The following is an 18,822-nucleotide window of genomic DNA, read 5'->3' on the forward strand; positions in this document are numbered from 1 at the left end:
GAACTCACTCCGGTTGCCGCTCCGCATCGAGTTGGGTGACGAGCGTTCTCGGCGCGACGGTGCGGTACGCGTCCTCGACGATATCGGCGATCTGTTCCCAGTCCTGCTCGACGTCGAGGTACACCCCGATCCAGCCGCGACCGCCGACGTACGGTGGATCGTAGAATCGGCTCCCATCACGAGAGATCCAATCCTGTTGCGCCCCTGCAGGTGCTGCGGCCACGAACCCGATCCGGTCGTCGTGATGATGGTCGGCGAACATGACGAATTGCGGTGACTTACGGACGAACCATGCAGGCTCGCCGTGACTGACTCGTTCGGTTGCCTCCGGCAGTGCCATGCACAGCGCGCGCAACATCAGCAGTGGCTCGGCGGCCTCTGGTGTCGGTCGATCGAACATCCTTCAGCCTCCCTGGCAGGTATCGCGTGCAGGTTGCCGCGCGAGACGACCGCTGAGCCACTCGACTGCGTCGTTCGTCGCGCCTTGATCGGAATGACCCTGGTCCGGCGATCGACGAAGCTCGACGACGTCACCCATCGAGCATGCCTGTCTTACTGCGTCCTGTGTCCATTTCGGGTCGAACAGTTGATCCTGCTCGCCGACGACGACCAACAGCGGGACAGCAGTCGGGGTTCGTGGCAGTGCTACCGAACGCAGCCAGTCGACCATTGCGATGCGTGCGGCCTCGGTAGTGGGCTTCGCGTCGTCCGGCATCAATCGCGTTGCTGCTTCCGCCTTCTGGAAACCGAGCAGGTCCGTGCACGCCGTCAGTGCCCGCCGATCTGTCACCAGGGCGCCGCTGATGTAGTCCGAGTCGGAAACTTCGGGCCGCTGTGAGCGGAGCCCGTCCACCAGAAACGGGACCAACAGCATTTGTGCAAGAGTGTTCGACGCGCCGAGATCGAACATGGGGGCGAGATCGAGTGCGGGCGATAGCGCAGCACTGCCGACGAGATCGAGACCGTCGCCGTAGTCCGTTCGCTCGGCAGCGGCCCAGACCGCTTGTCCACCTTGCGAATTGCCGACGGCACCCCACCTGGTTCCGGCATCGGGAACGACATTGCGGGCTGCTCGGACGGCATCGATCATGTTGTGGGCCGCTGCATCGGGGTCGAGGTAGGGATGCTCCCCCGGCGTCCCGAGTCCTTCGTAATCGGTCACTGCGACCACCATGCCGCGTTCGAGGAACGGCGCTACCGTGCCGATAGTGCCCAACAGGTTCGGGTACAGCGAGGGGGCGCATTCGTCCGTGACACCCGTCGTGCCGTGTCCGACGGACACGATCGGCCAACCGCCGGGAGGTGGAGCACCCTTCGGTACGAACACCACTCCCGATACCTCGGTACCGATATCACCTGTTCCCGATGTCGACCGATACACGACGCGGGTAGCGGTGGCACCGAGGACGCGGACCGCCAGATCGGTATGTCCCATCTCCAGTGCGGAGACGATCGAACCACGCTCGTCCCAGACCGGCGCAGCAGGAACGGGAGCGTGAGCGGGTGGGAGTGTCACCGCATGGGGCTGGGCGCAGGCGGTCAGGGTGAGCACCGAGAAGGTCAGCACCGAGAAGGTGGCCACTATCGTCTTGCGCATCTACCTGCTCCTACGATCGATGCGAGCCTCGGCAGCGGCCTCTTCGACGTCGAGACCGTCGAGGACGTCTCGAAGAACCTCGTCATCGAGCTCGCCGGAGTCTCGTGCCTCGACAAGGGCTGCACGCTGCGCCACCAGAACGTTTCGACGAAGCGCATCGAACAGTGCCCCTGCAGCGGCTGCCCGTTCCTCATGGTCCTCGGTTTCGTCGGCGTCCATGCGAGCGCGAACAGATCTCCGTACTCGTTCGAGAACGGCATCGACGGATTCTCCACTCACGCCCGGAAGCCCCTCGCGCGCAGCGGATGTCATGTACCTTTCGGCCGATGCGCGGAAGATGCTCCGCGCGCGAGCCCACTGCTCGTCGTTCTGCTGCTTCTCGAGTGGGTCGGCAACGTCCAAGCGACGGATCAGATATGGAAGCGTCAGCCCTTGGATCAACAACGTGCCGACCGCGACGACGAAGGCGATGGCTTGGATGACTCCACGCCCGGGAAACGGATCGCCTGCGACAGTGACGAGCGGAACACCCGACGCCGCAGCAAGCATCACCACGCCGCGCATCCCCGCCCACGACAGGACAAGGTTTTGGCGCCATGTCAGGCCGAGCGCATCGGAGCTCCCGGATTTGTTCTTACGCAACAATTTTCGCACCATCAACCGGCGACCGGTGTTGAGAAATATCCACCCTGGGCGCACCGCGATGACGAAGGCGAGAATCAAGAGCGCATACGCGAAGATGTGCAGCACCGGCAAGCCGTCGGCTCGAACGTCCTCGATGACGAACTTCAGCTGCAAACCCATGTAGGCGAACACGAACGCCTCGAGCAGAAGATCGACCGTCGGCCACACCTGACGTTCCTGAATTCTGGTTGTCACCGCGACATCGGCCGTGACGCGGCCCAACACGAAACCAGCTGTGACGACGGCCAATACACCCGAGGCGTGTATCTCCTCGGCGGCCAGATACGCCGCAAAGGGAAGCACGAGCCCGAGGACGGTCTCGAGCGCCGAGTCCTGAATCCGAGACCGGACGAATCGCACTATTCCGGCAAGAACTAGGCCGACGAGGACACCGCCGACGATCTCGTAGGCAAAGAACAGGATCGGTGAATCGATGGCGATGCGTTGCCCTGTCACCGAGGCGACCGCCAAGGTGAACAGCGTCAACGCTGCGGCATCGTTGACGAGGCTTTCTCCGGTGAGAATCGCCATCATCCGGGACGGCAGCCCGAGCTTACGGCCCACTGCGATGGCAGCCACGGCATCGGGTGGGGCGACGACTGCGCCGAGTACGAGCGCCGCTCCGAGCGTGAATTCCGGCACCAGCCAGTTTGCGAAGTAACCGACTGCAAAGGTCGTGACGAGAACCATCACTATCCCGAGCCGCAGAATGTGCGCAAGGTTCTTACGGAAACTGACGAACGAGAAGTTCAGTGCCGCCGAATACAGCAACGGCGGCAGTACGACGCCGAGGATCAGGTCCGGTGCGAGCGTCACGTGCGGCACGCCCGGGATGAACGACGCAACGGACCCCACTGCGACCAGAACCAGCGGAACCTGGAGGTCGAGACGCTTGGCGAACCCGGCGACCGCGACAGCGGCGATGACGACGAGAAGCAGGATGGGTCCGTCCACAGTTAGATTGTGCCGTCCACCGAGCGCGAACCCATTACTTGTCCGGAATGGCGTTCTTTGCGGCGTCCTGGACCTTGTTGACCTGCTCGGCGTACTTTCCGCCGGTCTTCTTGTCGACGAAGTCTCCGGCTTTGTCCACGGCCTGCTCGATCTTGTCCGAATTCTCGGCGGCGGCTTTCTGCCCCTTACCGATGAGGCCCTTCAACGTATCTGCAAAACTCATGACCGCTCCTTTTCGTTCGTGGATAGGCAACAAGACTACGTCGCTCCGCCCACCGGCATGGCACCGAACAGTCGACGCTTGTCACCGTGCAGAGCGGCACTGATCCACCAGGCGGCCTCGACCGCCACGATACCCACGGCCCCGATGATGATCGCCGACGTGGTCATCGCGACATTCGACGGGTCGAGTTTGAAGAACGTGCGACAGAACGGAATGGTGAACAGCAGTAGATAGCCGACGACCGATCCAGTGAGCAGCGCGATCTTCCACCACACGTACGGTCTTGCGACGACTGCGAGCACCCATAAAGCGATCATGATCAACGTGATCAATGCTGTCGTACTGGCCTGGATGGTTTGTGCTTCGGTAGCGTCGGCGCCCTGGTAGGCGAGCAGATACGACACGAACGTCGCGACACCGACGATCACACCCGAGGGGATCGCCAAACGCATCACGCGGGATACGAAGCCGGTTCGGGCACGCTCGTTGTTGGGTGCGAGCGAGAGAATGAATGCCGGAATACCGATCGTGAACCAGGCAGCAATGGTCACGTGCCTCGGCAGGAACGGATACGGAATCGGCTCGAAATGGAAAATCTGCGACAACACCCCGGTCAGCCCGATGAGGAACGCCAGCAACACCGAGTAGACGGTCTTGGTCAGAAACAGGTTCGATACGCGCTCGATGTTGCCGATCACGCGACGGCCTTCGCCGACCACATACGGCAGTGTCGCGAACTTGTTGTCCAACAACACGATCTGCGCGACGGCCCGAGTTGCGGCGCTACCCGATCCCATTGCCACACCGATGTCGGCATCCTTGAGGGCGAGCACGTCGTTGACTCCGTCACCGGTCATCGCGACGGTGTGCCCGCGCGACTGCAGCGCGCCGACCATCGCTCGTTTCTGATCCGGCCGGACCCGTCCGAAAGTCGTCGAATTCTCGACGGTGTCGGCCAACTCTTCCGAGTTCTCCGGCAGATCGCGTCCGTCGATCGGCGAACTTGTCAGACCGAGCGAACTGGCGACAGCCCCGACCGAGACCGCGTTGTCACCGGAGATGACCTTGACGGCAACAGACTGGCTTGCGAAGAATTCAAGCGTTTCACGGGCATCCGTGCGCACTTTCTGCTCGAGAACGATCAAGGCGCGGGGCGTCACCTCGCCCGGGGCAGAGAGGTCGTCGACGGGGAGGTTGCTGCTCGCCAACAACAGGACCCGCAGACCGGCCGATCCGGCTTCCTCGGCCGCCCGCGCGGTGTCCGATTGCGGGTCGAGCAGGACATCGGGCGCACCGAGCAGCCAATTCCCGTTGTCGCCGTAGGACAGTCCGCTCCACTTCTTTGCCGAGGAAAACGGAGCTACCGCGGTCTGCGTCCAACCGGGAGCGTCGGGATACGCCTCGGCAATGGCGAGCACGCTCGCGTTCGGCCGCGGATCGTCGTTCGCCAGCGCAGCGAGAACCGGCGGCAGGACCTCGGCATCACCTGAATCCACAACCCGCAGCTCGGCCAACCGCATACCGTTCTCGGTGAGCGTTCCGGTTTTGTCGGCGCACACCACGTCCACGCGCGCGAGGCCCTCGATCGCGGGCAGTTCCTGCACGAGACATTGCCGCCGGCCGAGTCGGACCACTCCGACTGCGAAGGCGATCGAGGTCATCAGCACCAGGCCCTCGGGAACCATCGGAACCAACGCCGCGACCATGCCGTTCAGCGCGGGTCCGAGAGACTGTCCACTCGAGAACAACTGGTTGTAGATGATCAGGGCGCCCGCCGGAATCATCAGATAGGTGATGAACTTCAAAATCTTGTCGATGCCGCTACGCAGTTCGGAATGTACGAGCGTGAACTTGCTGGCCTCGTCGGCAAGCTTGGCTGCATAGGCATCGTGACCGACCTTCGTCGCCCGGTACGCCCCACTCCCCGCGACGACGAAACTCCCCGACAACACCTCACCGTCGACCTGCTTGTGAATGGTGTCGGCCTCACCGGTCAGCAGCGATTCGTCGATCTCGAGGCTGTCCGATTCGATCGCCACCCCGTCCACGACGATCTGATCACCCGAACCCAGCTCGATGATGTCACCGAGCACCACCTCGTCCGGCGCGACTTCCATGGCCTCACCATCACGCCTGACGACCGGTTTGCTCTGCCCGACGATCGCAAGCGCGTCGAGAGTTCTCTTGGCTCGAATCTCCTGAATGATGCCGATACCGCTGTTCGCGACGATCAGCAGCCCGAACATCCCGTCGATGATCGAACCCGTCGACAGCACGATGGCCAGCAGGACACCCAGAATCGCGTTGATGCGGGTGAAGACGTTGCCACGAACGATTTCCTTGACAGAGCGGCTCGCGCGGGCTGGGACGTCGTTGGACTTGCCCTCGGATCGAAGTGTCGCCACCTCTGCTTCGGTGAGTCCGTTCTCGCGCTGAGCGTCCGTTTCGATCGACATGGCAGTAAGACTAGGCCGTCGAGAAGTAAGACTGGGCCGTCGAGAAGTAAGACTGGGCCGTCGAGAAGTAAGACTGGGCCGTCGAGAAGTAAGACTGGGCCGTCGAGAAGTAAGACTGGGCCGTCGATCAGCCCAGCCGAGCCCACCAACGGTCGCCGGCCGACGTACGCGCGAGGTCTACCCGTTGGCCAGGCATCGGTACCGAAACTTTCGCGTCCGCCTGCTCGGCTGCCGCGGTCAATCGGACGATCGGCTCCGACCAAGGGTGGAACGCCAAATTGAATGTCGCCCAATGCACGGGAACCAGGACGTCGCCACCGAGGTCGCCGTGAGCGCGCACCGCTTCCTCGGGATTCATGTGAATGTCCGCCCAGCGTGGGTCGTAGGCTCCGACGGGCAACAACGTGAGATCGAAGGGTCCGTACTTGGCGCCGATCTCGGCGAATTTGGTGGTATAGCCGGTGTCGCCGCCGAAGAAGACGCGGTGCGAGGCGCCTGCGAAGGCCCACGACGCCCACTGCGTCAGATCCCGCCTGAGCCCTCGTCCGGAGAAGTGTCGCGCCTCGGTGCACGTGATCGTCAGTCCGGCGACCTCGGTCTGCTCGTCCCAATCCAGCTCGATGATTCGGTCCTGAGGAATTCGCCACCGAAGAAGGTGAGCACCGATCCCGAGCGGTACGACGAACGGTGCATCGTGCAGGCCCGCCAACTGCTGCACGGTCGCCTTGTCGAGATGGTCGTAATGATCGTGGGAAATGACGATCACGTCTACACGTGGCAACGCGTCGAGCGGCGCGGGGGTCGGATGCAATCGCGCGGGTCCGACGACCGTGGATGGAGATACCCGGTTGCTCCACACTGGATCGGCCAACACACGGACCCCGTCGACCTCGATGAGTACGCTCGAATGCCCGTACCAGGTCACTGCGATATCGCCGGCATCGACGGGAGCGATCAGTGGGGCGAGCGGAACCGGACGGCTCGGCCGCCCCTGCGAACGACCGCGCAGCAGCGACCGCAGGATCGACTCCTCGCCACCGCCGGTGAAGCTCGAACTCGGTTCGGAGTTGTGGAAACGTCGGTCACGATATCGAGAGGAGCCCGCGGCATACGGGGCGATCTTGGCGGTGCCGGCTCCCAGTTGTGCCGGCAAACCCCAGGCAGCCCTGGTCAGCCACGCCGCGCCGGCAGCTGCGAGCGCGATCGGCAGTATCGTTTTCTTCGTCACCGCACCACAGTAGGTCAGCCGCGCTCCGCGCGAGGTGCGACCAGCTCGCCATATGCGCGCAGACGTAGCCTTGCACTAGAATATTCGGCGACCGTTTGCCCTAGAAGGAGATCTCACCTACCCATGACCACGGAACAGCGGGAATTTCAGGCGGAGACGCGACAGCTCCTCGACTTGATGGTTCACTCCATCTACTCCAACAAGGACAGTTTTCTACGCGAGCTGATTTCCAACTCCTCCGATGCACTCGACAAGCTGCGCCTCGAGTCGTATCAGAACAAGGACCTCGACGTCGATGTCTCCGATCTGCACATCGAACTCGACATCGACAAACAGGCACGCACACTCACCATCCGCGACAACGGCATCGGCATGTCGCGTGCAGAGGTCATCGACCTCATCGGCACGCTCGCCAAGTCCGGCACTGCGGAAGTACGCAAGAAGCTCAAGGAAGCCAAGGATGCAGCAGCGTCCGAGGAGCTGATCGGACAGTTCGGTATCGGCTTCTACTCCACGTTCATGGTCGCCGAGAAAGTGACACTGCTGACGCGTCGGGCAGGCGAGACCACGGCAACCAAGTGGGAGTCCACCGGCGAGGGCACCTACGAGATCAGTGACGTCGAGGACGCACCTCAGGGCAGCTCGGTGACTCTGCACCTCAAGCCTGCAGACGAAGAGGACCACCTCCACGACTACGCAGACGAGCGCAAGGTCAAGGAACTCGTCAAGAAGTACTCCGACTTCATCGCCTGGCCCATCCGCATCGATGTGGAGAAGCGAGTCACCAGCCCGAAGGACGAGAACGGCGAGGGCGGCGAAGAGACCGTCACGATCGAGACGGAAACCGTCAACTCGCAGAAGGCACTGTGGACCCGCTCCAAGGACGAAGTGTCCGAAGAGGAGTACAAGGAGTTCTACAAGCATGTAAGCCACGCCTGGGACGAGCCACTCGAGGTCATCCCGTTCAAGGCCGAGGGCACCTTCGAATACCAAGCGCTGCTGTTCATTCCGTCGCAGGCACCGTTCGACTTGTTCATGCGCGAAGGCAAGACCGGCGTACACCTGTACGTCAAGCGCGTCTTCATCATGGACGACTGTGAAGAACTGATGCCCGAGTACCTGCGTTTCGTTCGCGGTGTCGTCGACGCAGCCGATCTCTCGCTCAACGTCTCACGCGAAATCCTGCAGCAGGACAGGCAGATTCGCGCGATCCGTCGTCGCCTCACCCGTAAGGTACTCGCGACGATCAAGGAAATGCAGGCCGAGCAGCCCGAGAAGTACAAGACCTTCTGGTCGCAGTTCGGTCGCGCGATCAAAGAAGGCCTGATCTCGGACTCCGACAACCGCGAAACCCTCTTGGGCATTTCGTCTTTCGCTTCCACGAACTCCGAGGACGGCGTCACGACGCTGGCCGAGTACGTCGACCGCATGAAGGACGGGCAGGAGCAGATCTACTACATGACGGGCGAGTCCCGTTCGCAGATCGAAAGCTCCCCGCACATGGAGGCCTTCAAAGCTCGCGGCCTCGAAGTGCTGTTGCTGACCGACTCGGTCGACGAAGTGTGGGTCGGAAACGTCCCCGACTTCGACGGCAAGGAATTCCAGTCGATCTCCAAGGGCGAGGTCGACCTGGACACCGAGGAGGAGAAGAAGGAGGCCGAGGCCCAGCGCGAAGAGCAGGACAAGGACTTCGCCGACCTGCTGACGTGGATGACCGAGATTCTCGGTGACGACGTCAAAGAGGTTCGCCTCTCCTCACGTCTGACCACTTCACCTGCCTGTGTCGTCGGTGACGAGTTCAGCTTCTCGCCGCAACTCGAGAAGATGTACAAGGCGTCGGGGCAGTTCGTGCCGCCGTCCAAGCGCATCCTCGAGCTCAACCCGGTTCACGATCTGGTGACGGGCCTGAAGAAGGCGCGTGAGGATCGCAGCGAGGACCCGAACCTCGCAGAGACAGCCGAGTTGCTGTATGCGACAGCACTACTCGCTGAGGGCACCGAACTCAAGGATCCTGCCAAGTTCTCGCGCTTGCTTGCCGATCGGTTGACGCGGACGGTCTAGTCGGCTCGGTGAGTGTGCCGCTGTCGCGCTGACCGCGCACTATTTTTCTCGAGTGAACCCCCTTGATCTCGGAAGAGCTTGGGGGTTCACTCGACAAAAATGGTGTTCACTTACCCCGGCGATGCACGTTCACGCACACAATAGAGAAAAATTGGTCAACTCCGAGCGCAGATTGTTCAGCGCTCGGTGCTGCGCGACCCGAACCGCCCCGGCGGTCATATTCAGGGCGCGGCCTGTTTCCGGGGCCGTCATTCCCCACACGACACGCATCAAAATGATTTTTCGGTGCTGCGGCGACAGTGTGTCCATCAGCGCCTGCGCGTGGCTCTGCAATTCGGTTTCCAGAACGCGGTCCTCGGGCGTTTCTTCCGACACCAGTTCATCGGTTACCGTTTCGAGCGAGTAGGCCCGCCGAACCGTCGCTCTTCGACCCGCATCGGCCAGTTTGTGTGACGCGATGCCGAACACGAACGCCATGAAGGGCCGCCCCATGTCGCGGTACTTCGGAACGGCAGTCACCAGAGCGAGGCATACGTCCTGCACGACGTCGTCGGCCGATACGTCCAGATTGCCCAAGCGTGCAGCGCAGTACCTCTTCAGGCGTGGTTGTACCAGTTCGAGCACCTTGCCGAGCGCCACGCGGTCTCCGGCTACCGCCAGCGCCACCTGCGACTCGAGCACCTCCACGACGTCGACATCGGTCATCGCCTCGTCCTCCCTGCTCACCCTGCGCCTGTATGTAGTTCGATCCTGTGCGGTCGATGGTTTGGTCGATACCCACCCGAGGGTGAAAATCGTGACCCCTGGGGTGCGGCTCTACCCCCTCTCAGGTGCGTTCCCGAGCCAGGAGTTCCGCGGCACAGTGATGCAGGTAACACAAGTGGCGGTTCCCGCGAATCACCACTAGAGACCATCGAAGACATCGGAGTCCCTCATGAACGAGCAGCGCAGGCACAGCACAGTCGTGACAGACGACGGCACCACGCTGGCCGTTCACGAGAGCGGACGCCTCGATGCCGGCCTCACCGTGGTGTTCGTGCACGGTCACTGCCTACGGATGGAATCCTGGTTCGACGTCCGAGACGAACTGGAGCAGTCATGGGGAGCGGACGTTCGGATGGTTTTCTACGACCACCGCGGACACGGTGCTTCCGGATCCGCCGACACCGAGTCGTACACGATCGACACTCTCGCCCACGACCTCGGCGCAGTGGTACGAGCAGTGATTCCGACCGGCAGGTACGTGATCGTCGGTCACTCGATGGGCGGTATGACCACGATGTCCTATGCCCGTCAGCACCTGGGTGAAGTAGGCGAACGCCTGGTAGGCGTCGGATTGATCGCTACCGCATCCTCGGGATTGGCAGAGGAAGGCCTCGGCGTCTGCCTCGCACATCCGCTGGTCACGTTGTTTCAATCAGCGGTTCGACGCGCCCCGTCGATCATGGGGATCACCAAGCGCATGAGCCGGGGAGTGTGCGCTCCCATCGTCCGGGCTGCCGGTTGCGGATCCCGTCGCGTCAGACCACGGGTCGTCGCGCTGGCGACAGCGATGCTCAACGACACCTCCGTCGTCACGATGGCAGGATTCCTCGGTTCTCTGCACGAGTTCGACGAGAGCGAGGGTCTTGCAGCCCTGGCCGTCGTACCGACCTTCGTGCTGTGTGGATCCGAGGACTCGATGACGCCCATCCGCCACTCACGTGCCATTGCGGCCCTACTGCCCGCCGCCCGAATGGTGAGCATCGAGAATGCCGGGCACATGGTGATCCTCGAACGTGCAACCGAAGTAGCCGACGCGATCCGTACTCTCGTCGTGGCAGCCGAGACCGCCGCGACCACTACCGGTTCTGCGCTACAGGTCGCGTTGTGAGATGGCACCGCTGTGCAGGGCGCGTTCGGCGAGCCTGACTCGCTTCTGATTCTGCGGTAAATCCTCGACCCCGAACTTGGCGAACAAGACGCGCAGGTGAGTCTTGACGGCATCGATGCTCAGGAAGATTTCCGCTGCAATCTGCTGATTCGACGACGGGTTTGCAAACGTCGCGTTGTGTTTGTAGGGCCTGCACAACGCGACGAGAACGGCGCGTTGAGTGTCGGTCAGTGTCCTGGCCTTGGGGAGGTCCGCGGCGATGCGAGTGGCCTCGTCGCGTAGTCCGGAGTAATCGTGAAAGGTCAGAGTCGATCCACCGACGCGGATCGTGTCCCCCTGCCGCAGACTCCGCCTACCGGTGAGCCGGTCCCCGTTCAGGTAGGTACCGTTCCTGGACAATCCGTCGTCGACGAGAGTCCAGTGCGTTCCCATCCACTCGATCGCCGCGTGAAGCCGTGAGACCTCGTGATCGGTTTCGAACGCGATGTCGGCCTGTGGGGAGCGTCCGACGGTGAGTCGGGCGCGTTCGGGCAAGAGGATCACCTCGTGTCGCACGCCGTCGGATCCCTCGTACTGCAGGCGCGGATTCTCTTCGGTGCTCACCACACCTCCCGGTTCACGTGAAAAGCATACGCACGCGAGGCGAGGTTGGCAGCTACCCGCCGAGGACCGGATTCAAGTTCACTTGCCGAGGAACTTCGGCGGGCGCTTCTCGTTGCGTGCACGCCGGGCTTCGAGCACATCCTCGCTCTTCCACGCGGCCCCGAACGCTTCCCACTGTTCGGGCTTCGGCTCGTCGTGCGCACCGTCGTCGTTGAAGACGAGCTTGAGATGCCTCAATGCCAGCGGCGCGAGCTCGGTGATCGACTGTGCCCACTGCTGCGCGACGTCCGCTCCACCGCGCTTGTTGGCGAGACCGCTGTGATGTGCCTGTTCTGCGTGCAGACGTTCACCACCGAGAAGGATCGTGCGCGCGACCGAACCGCCTGCGAGCGAGGAGAGCCGCTTGATGGTCCAGTTGTTCACCGCGATACCCAGACGGGTCGACGGGATCTCGAAGTAGCCTCCGTCTGCGACGACCCGAAGATCGCTTGCGATGGCGAGCTGGGTCCCGGCACCGACCGCTGGACCGTTCACGGCAGCGATGACCGGGATCGGGACATTCTGGATTGTCTGCAGAAGCGTGTTCAGGGTCTCGGGGAAGTCGCTCGCGAACGCATCACCACTGAGATCTGCGCCTGCACAGAAGCTCGAGCCCTGACCCGTGATGACGATTACCCTGGCGTCGCCGGCGACGGCGTCTTCGATTCCCTCGCGCAGGGCCACACACAGTGCAGAGTTGAGCGCATTACGGCGTTCCGGTCGCTGAAGTTCGAGTGTGACGACGTCGCCGTCACGAGTCTGTCCGATCATGACCTAGACGTTACCCAGCGGTAGAGACCGTGGTGCTGCGCGGGCTGATCTACTGGTCGATGTGATCGAAACGGATATTGCGGTGATCGGCGCGGGACAGGCCGGGCTGTCGGCCGGCTACCACCTGCATCGGGCAGGGCTGCAGGCCGAAGAAGACTTCGTGATGCTCGACCGGTCTCCGGCACCGGGTGGAGCATGGCAGTACCGCTGGCAGTCACTGACGCTGAGTACGGTCAACAGGGTCCACGATCTGCCAGGAATGGAGTTTGCAGACACGTTGACGGGTGAGGCCCCCGAGTCCGTCGTGGCTGCCGAGGCAGTACCCCGCTACTACCGTGCCTACGAGGACAAGTTCGACCTCCGGGTGCGACGGCCTGTCACGGTGAACGTCGTCTGCGACCGCGAACCACGCTTCAGCATCGAAGCCGGTGCGACTGTTCTGTCGGCACGAGGATTGATCAATGCCACCGGTACGTGGGAGAAACCGTTTATTCCGCACTATCGGGGCGCCGAGTTGTTCACCGGCCGGCAACTGCACACGAAGGACTATCGAACGGCAGAAGAATTCGATGGCGAACACGTGATCGTCGTCGGTGGTGGCATTTCGGCCGTCCAGCTGCTCGACGAGATTTCTCAGGTCACCAGCACGACGTGGGTCACGCGCCGCGAACCGGAATTCCGCGAGGCGAACTTCGGACCCGAGGCCGGGCGAGATGCCGTCGCGATGGTCGAGGATCGAGTTCGACGCGGGCTGCCGCCCGGCTCGGTCGTATCCGTCACCGGATTGCTGCTCACCGACCGTCTGAAAGCAGCGCGGGATCGGGGCGCATTGACCCGCCTACCGATGTTCTCGCAGATCACCTCGAACGGGGTTCGGTTTGAGGACGGCACGAGCGTGGATGCCGATGTGATCCTGTGGGCGACCGGATTTCGCAGCGCACTCGACCACTTGGCGCCGCTACGACTACGCGGGCCTGGCGGCGGAATCGTCATGGACGGCCGTCTTGCGACCCGTGTCGCGGCGAACCCGCGCGTGCACCTGCTCGGGTACGGGCCGTCGGCGAGCACCATCGGCGCCAATCGGGCCGGGCGGGCCGCGGTCACCGAGTTACTCGACACACTGAGCAGCAACTAAAAATTTCAAGCAATCCACCTACTCCTGCACTCGGTGTCATATACCTTCGAGCGTGTGTCCGACACGGACATCGCGCCGCACAACGCCCTTGTCCACTTCGACGAAGCGTTCTGCGCTCGAACTGATTTCACCGATAGACAAAAAGGAAGCTCGATCATGGGAAAGCTCGACGGGAAAGTAGCCCTCATCACCGGTGCGGCACGCGGCCAAGGCCGTAGCCACGCCATCAAGCTCGCGCAAGAAGGTGCCGACATCATCGCCGTCGACATCTGCGCACAGATCGATACGGTCCCCTACCCCATGGCAACACCGGAAGATCTCGCGCAGACCGTCAAGGAGGTCGAGGCACTCGACAGGCGGATCATCGCCACGGAAGCCGACGTCCGCGACTACGACGCGCTGAAGAACGTGGTCGACAAGGCGGTCGCCGAATTGGGTCCGATCGACATCATTCTCGCCAATGCCGGTATCGCACCCCTGGGTGCCGTGAACCCGGATCACGTCAAGACCTTCCGAGATGTCATCGAGGTCAACCTGTTCGGCGCGTGGAACACCGTCCACGCGGGTGTACCCAGCATGATCGAGAAGGGCCAGGGCGGATCCATAGTCCTGACGAGTTCCACCCAGGGCCTGTCCGGTGCAGGCGGCACCGGATCGGGAGCGGCCGACGGCTACGCGGCAAGCAAGCACGCCCTCGTCGGGCTGATGCGTACGTTCACCAGTTGGTTGGCGCAGTACTCCATTCGAGTCAACAGCGTGCATCCGACGGGCGTGAGCACCCCGATGGTGCTCAACGAGGCGATGCAGAACTATCTCGTCGCCAACCCCGAAGCCATTGCCCTGGGGGGCAATCTCCTGCCCGTCCCGATGATCGAGGCCATCGATATCAGCAACGCCATCGCCTGGCTCGTCTCGGACGAGGCCCGCTATGTCACGGGCGTCACACTGCCCGTCGATGCCGGATTCCTGGCGAAGTAGCGAGAACCCATGGCACAGCTCGACGGCAAGATGCAGCTCGCTCCGTTGTCGATCGTCGAGATCCGCCGCCGGATCGCGGCGCGCCTCGTCGGGCGAGAGCACGAACTCGACTTGCTGTTGGCGGCAGTTGCAGCCGGGCGGGACCTCCTCATCGAGGGTCCGCCCGGCACCAGCAAGAGCACTCTGCTCGGCGCCATCACTGCCGAGTGGAACATTCCTTTACTGTTCGTCGAGGGCAACGCGGACCTGACACCCGCCCGAATAGTGGGCCACCACAACCCTGCCCGAGTTCTTCGCGAGGATTACAGCGAGGACAACTTTGTGCCGGGGCCGCTTGTCGAGGCCATGCGCACCGGTGGATTTCTGTACATCGAGGAGTTCAACCGTGCACCGGAAGACACCTTGAACACGCTGCTCACCGCAATGGCAGAGCGACGCATCGCCATCCCGCGTGTCGGCACCGTCCATGCTCTCCCGACGTTCCGTTTGATCGCATCGATGAACCCCTACGACAACGTCGGCACCACACGATTGTCGACGAGCGTGCACGACCGGATGTGCAGACTTGCCATCGGGTACCAGGATTCCGGGGCAGAACGTGGAATCGTAGGGCTACGAACCGAATCCGACTCCCCCCGCTTGATTGCAGATTCGGTGGCGATCACCCGAGCCACGCGCGCACACGAGGACATCACGCAGGGCAGCAGTGTGCGCGGCGCGATCGATCTGACCCTGATCGCGCAGCAGTTGGCTCTGCTCCGCTCCGTCGAACTCCCCGCGAGTACCCACGTCGAGCCCCCGCGTGAACTACCGGAGAGCTACCAGCAGGTGATGCTCGACGCGGTCCTTCTCGCACTGTCCGGACGCATCCACGTCGACGAGACATCGGATGCGACACCGGAAATGGTTCTGCGCTCCATCTGGGAGGACCACTTCGTGCTCCGCCCCGCCGCAGCGGCACCCGGTTGAAGAGCCGTCACTGCCGACTCACCGGTCCGTAGGCCCGGAAACCGAGGCACCGGCGGCGCGTTGAAGCCGTTGCGGCGCAAGCCCAAACAACTCACCGAATCGCCGTCACTGTTCCGTCCCGTTGGTGGGGCGGGCGCGGTACTGATCGCCGACGGGCGTCCCGTGCCGGGAAAGGCTGCCGGGGAGAACAACTCGTCGGTGCCAGGGCTCACGGAGGAGACTGCCGAGGTGATCGCACTCGCAGACGCCACCACACAAGACCCGGCGTCCGACGCCGCGACCCGAGCACGCGCTCGAAAGATTGCTGTTCGCTTGGCTGTTCGACGTCCCCGTCGCGACACCCATGCCCGACGCGGGGTAGGCGAACTGACCTCGCTCCGATACCGGGGCAGCAGCGATGAGATCGACCTCGACCGCACGCTCGATGTGCTCGCTGCCATTCCGATGCCGGAGGACGACGACATCGTGGTACGAGAACGCCTGCACACCAAGCGGTCCGTCGTTCTCGTCGTCGACATTTCTGGATCGATGAAGGGTGAACGAGTGCGGACAGCCGCGGCGACCGTCGGCGCACTCGCAGGTGAATTGAATCGCGACAACCTTGCCGTGGTCGCATTCTGGTCCGATGCAGCCGTTCTCACGCGTTTCGGCGACTCGATGACGCCCCTCGGAATCCTCGATACCGTCCTGCGGATTCCGGCCCGCGGTCTGACGAACGTCCAGTTCGCGCTCGACACCGCGTACGGGCTGCTAAGGACAGTTTCCTCGCCGGACTCGCGAGTGCTTCTGCTTTCCGACTGCGTGCACAACGCCGGGCCCGATCCACGCCCTACCGCGGCGAGGATTCCGCGTCTGGACATCCTGCTCGACACCTCGGGCGAGAACGATGTCGACCTCGGGCGCGATCTCGCTCGCCTCGGACACGGCCGCATCAGGGTCATCCGCACTTATCGTGACGTCGGCCCCGCGCTCAGCGCACTGTTCGAGCGTTGACCGTATGGTGCCCGCCACCATGACCCCTCTGGGCCAATGGAACTGGCGGACACCATACGGCCGTGAATCACTTCAGACGCTGAACCACCATCGCCATGCCCTGTCCACCGGCGGCGCACATGGTCTCGACGCCGATCTCCTTGTCGCCCCAGGAGAGAGCGTTGAGCAGCGTCGCCGTCATCCGGGCCCCGGTCATACCGAACGGGTGCCCGAGTGCAATAGCACCGCCGTGCACGTTCACCCGATCGACGTCGACTCCCAAGTCGCGGTAGCTGGGAATGACCTGTGCGGCAAAGGCTTCGTTGATCTCGAACAGGTCGACATCGCTGACGTTCAAGCCTGCCGAAGCGACGGCCCGACGGGTAGCTTCGACCGGGCTCAAGCCCATGATTTCGGGAGATATTCCGGAAACCGAGGTCGACAGAATGCGCGCGAGGGGCTCGATCCCGAGATCCTTGGCGCGTTGCTCGGACATGATGACCAAGGCCGCTGCGCCGTCGTTGACCGGGCAGCAGTTGCCTGCTGTGACTGTTCCATCAGGTCGGAAGACCGGCTTGAGCGTCGACAGCGAATCGACGTCGACGCCTGCGCGGGGGCCGTCGTCGCGAGAGACCGTCTGTCCGTCCGGAGTCTGGACGGGTGTGATTTCGCGATCGAAGAATCCGGAAGCGATGGACTCCTGAGCGCGTGCCTGACTGAGCGCGGCGTATTCGTCCTGTTCGCGACGGCTGATGGAACGAAGGCCTGCTACGTTTTCCGCGGTCTCGCCCATTGCGAGGTAGACGTCAGGAAGTAGCCCCTCCTCGCGTGGATCCGTCCACGTGCTGCCTGCCTGCGCTGCAGCGCGCTCTGCGGGTGCAGCAAACTTGCTGTTCTTGGTGTCCGGCATCCCGTCGGACTTACCCAGTCCGAAACGCGAGACCATCTCCACGCCACCGGAAATGAAGGCGTCGCCCTCGCCGGCGCGAATGGCATGGAAGGCCATCCGAGTGGTCTGAAGGCTGGAGGCGCAGTATCGCTGCACCGTGGTACCGGGCACGGTGTCGTAACCGAGAAGAACGGAAATCACGCGAGCGAGGCCGTAACCCTGCTCGCCTGCGGGCTGCGCACATCCGATCATGATGTCGGTCAGTTCTCGCGGATCGAACGCCGGGATTTTGTCCAGCGCCGCATGAATGATGGTGGCGGCGAGATCATCGGCGCGAAGATCCTTCAGTGATCCCTTGCGTGCGCGCCCGATCGGCGAACGGGCGGCAGAGACGATTACAGCTTCGGGCACGTGGGGCTCCTGAAAGTGGGTTGAGTCGAAATCGATGGATGAGCGAAGGCAGTGCGAGCGTTCAGGCTCCGTACACGGGTGTCGGCGGTACGGCGCCACCGATCAGCTCGTCGACGACGGGTCCGAGTTCCTGCGGATCCCAACGGGCGCCCTTGTCGATGACGGTCCCGTGGCGCCAACCGTCGGCGAGAGACACCTTGCCGCCCTCGACCTCGAAGACCCTTCCGGTGACATGAGCGGAAGCTGCGCTACCCAGCCACACGACCAAGGGAGAGACGTTTTCCGGCGCCATCGCGTCGAAGCCTTCCTCGGGCGCCGCCATGGTCTCTGCCATTGCGCCTCCCGCACCGACGGTCATGCGCGTACGCGCAGCGGGTGCGATCGCGTTGACGGTGATTCCGTACCGAGCGAACTCGGCTGCGGCCTGGATGGTGAGCGCCGCGATGCCAGCTTTGGCCGCCGCGTAGTTTCCCTGTCCGATGCTGCCCAGCAGGCCTGCACCCGAACTGGTGTTGATGACGCGGGCATCGACGGTATTGCCTGCCTTCGCCTGTGCGCGCCAATAGGTGCTGGCATGGCGCATCGGTGCGAAGTGGCCTTTGAGATGCACTCGGATGACTGCATCCCACTCTTCCTCGCTCATCGTTGCGAGCATGCGGTCACGCAGAAATCCACCGTTGTTGACAAGAACGTCGAGACGTCCGAAACCATCGAGTGCCGTGTTCACGAGCCGCTCGGCACCGTCCCAGTCGGCGATGTCGTCTCCGTTGACCACTGCTTCGCCGCCCGCTGCCCGAATGGCATCGACGACCTGCTCGGCCGGGCTCTCCCCCGTCGGACGTCCATCTTTGCCTGGGTCGAAATCGTTGACGACAACTTTGGCGCCTGCGGCCGCAAAAGCCAAAGCGTGTGCACGCCCCAAACCGCGGCCGGCTCCGGTCACGATTACAACGCGTCCCTCGAGCATGTCATTCACGTG

General features: G+C 63.0%; 17 protein-coding genes. 6 read left to right on the forward strand and 11 right to left on the reverse strand.

Going from position 1 to position 18,822, the window contains the following annotated elements; genetic code table 11:
* Positions 1–4 precede the first annotated feature (4 nt).
* From O1W68_RS01355 to O1W68_RS01380, 6 genes are all read right to left on the reverse strand, one after another.
* Positions 5–400, reverse strand: coding sequence for an MmcQ/YjbR family DNA-binding protein (locus O1W68_RS01355; protein ID WP_269301100.1), 396 nt, complete (start codon positions 398–400; stop codon positions 5–7).
* A 3-nt stretch (positions 401–403) separates the two neighbouring features.
* Positions 404–1,597: a lipase family protein gene (locus tag O1W68_RS01360; protein WP_269301101.1), complete on the reverse strand. Its 1,194-nt coding sequence runs from the start codon at positions 1,595–1,597 to the stop codon at positions 404–406.
* Positions 1,598–3,235, reverse strand: a complete 1,638-nt coding sequence (locus O1W68_RS01365; protein WP_269301102.1) for a Na+/H+ antiporter — start codon at positions 3,233–3,235, stop codon at positions 1,598–1,600.
* A 34-nt stretch (positions 3,236–3,269) separates the two neighbouring features.
* Complete coding sequence (locus O1W68_RS01370; RefSeq protein ID WP_269301103.1) at positions 3,270–3,458, reverse strand: antitoxin; 189 nt, start codon at positions 3,456–3,458, stop codon at positions 3,270–3,272.
* 35 nt (positions 3,459–3,493) lie between these two features.
* Complete coding sequence (locus tag O1W68_RS01375; RefSeq protein WP_269301104.1) at positions 3,494–5,914, reverse strand: HAD-IC family P-type ATPase; 2,421 nt, start codon at positions 5,912–5,914, stop codon at positions 3,494–3,496.
* A gap of 127 nt (positions 5,915–6,041) precedes the next feature.
* Positions 6,042–7,142 (reverse strand): MBL fold metallo-hydrolase, encoded by a 1,101-nt coding sequence (locus tag O1W68_RS01380; protein WP_269301105.1) that lies wholly within the window; start codon positions 7,140–7,142, stop codon positions 6,042–6,044.
* Positions 7,143–7,265: 123 nt separating this feature from the next.
* Between O1W68_RS01380 and htpG the strand changes: the two genes are divergently transcribed.
* Positions 7,266–9,203, forward strand: a complete 1,938-nt coding sequence (gene htpG / locus O1W68_RS01385; RefSeq protein WP_269301106.1) for a molecular chaperone HtpG — start codon at positions 7,266–7,268, stop codon at positions 9,201–9,203.
* Between the two features lie 129 nt (positions 9,204–9,332).
* Here htpG and shbA read toward each other — a convergent pair whose 3' ends face one another.
* Positions 9,333–9,908, reverse strand: coding sequence for an RNA polymerase sigma factor ShbA (shbA, locus tag O1W68_RS01390; RefSeq protein ID WP_269301107.1), 576 nt, complete (start codon positions 9,906–9,908; stop codon positions 9,333–9,335).
* 229 nt (positions 9,909–10,137) lie between these two features.
* Here shbA and O1W68_RS01395 point away from each other — a divergent pair, with 229 nt between their 5' ends.
* Complete coding sequence (locus O1W68_RS01395) at positions 10,138–11,076, forward strand: alpha/beta fold hydrolase (protein ID WP_269301108.1); 939 nt, start codon at positions 10,138–10,140, stop codon at positions 11,074–11,076.
* On the opposite strand, the gene O1W68_RS01400 is transcribed toward O1W68_RS01395, so the two are convergent.
* Complete coding sequence (locus O1W68_RS01400) at positions 11,059–11,679, reverse strand: FHA domain-containing protein (RefSeq protein ID WP_442972259.1); 621 nt, start codon at positions 11,677–11,679, stop codon at positions 11,059–11,061. The two genes, O1W68_RS01395 and O1W68_RS01400, sit on opposite strands and share 18 nt — an antisense overlap.
* Positions 11,680–11,757: 78 nt before the next feature.
* Entirely contained in the window at positions 11,758–12,489 is a 732-nt protein-coding gene (locus O1W68_RS01405) for an enoyl-CoA hydratase (protein WP_269301109.1), read from the reverse strand.
* Between the two features lie 52 nt (positions 12,490–12,541).
* On the opposite strand from O1W68_RS01405, the gene O1W68_RS01410 reads away from it, so the two are divergent.
* From O1W68_RS01410 to O1W68_RS01425, 4 genes are all read left to right on the forward strand, one after another.
* Positions 12,542–13,624 (forward strand): NAD(P)-binding domain-containing protein, encoded by a 1,083-nt coding sequence (locus O1W68_RS01410; protein ID WP_331283575.1) that lies wholly within the window; start codon positions 12,542–12,544, stop codon positions 13,622–13,624.
* Between the two features lie 156 nt (positions 13,625–13,780).
* A complete protein-coding gene (locus O1W68_RS01415; protein WP_269301753.1) occupies positions 13,781–14,602 on the forward strand; it encodes a mycofactocin-coupled SDR family oxidoreductase in 822 nt (273 codons plus the stop codon).
* Between the two features lie 30 nt (positions 14,603–14,632).
* Positions 14,633–15,571, forward strand: a complete 939-nt coding sequence (locus O1W68_RS01420) for an AAA family ATPase (protein ID WP_269301754.1) — start codon at positions 14,633–14,635, stop codon at positions 15,569–15,571.
* Positions 15,572–15,640: 69 nt separating this feature from the next.
* Positions 15,641–16,564 (forward strand): vWA domain-containing protein, encoded by a 924-nt coding sequence (locus tag O1W68_RS01425; RefSeq protein WP_269301755.1) that lies wholly within the window; start codon positions 15,641–15,643, stop codon positions 16,562–16,564.
* 67 nt (positions 16,565–16,631) lie between these two features.
* On the opposite strand, the gene O1W68_RS01430 is transcribed toward O1W68_RS01425, so the two are convergent.
* Together O1W68_RS01430 and O1W68_RS01435 are read right to left on the reverse strand one after the other, a co-directional pair.
* Positions 16,632–17,843: an acetyl-CoA C-acetyltransferase gene (locus tag O1W68_RS01430; protein WP_269301111.1), complete on the reverse strand. Its 1,212-nt coding sequence runs from the start codon at positions 17,841–17,843 to the stop codon at positions 16,632–16,634.
* Positions 17,844–17,904: 61 nt separating this feature from the next.
* Positions 17,905–18,810: an SDR family oxidoreductase gene (locus O1W68_RS01435; RefSeq protein WP_442972274.1), complete on the reverse strand. Its 906-nt coding sequence runs from the start codon at positions 18,808–18,810 to the stop codon at positions 17,905–17,907.
* Between the last annotated feature and the right edge of the window lie 12 nt (positions 18,811–18,822).

The sequence above is a fragment of the Rhodococcus sp. H36-A4 genome (assembly GCF_027158005.1).
Classification (GTDB): Bacteria; Actinomycetota; Actinomycetes; order Mycobacteriales; family Mycobacteriaceae; genus Rhodococcoides.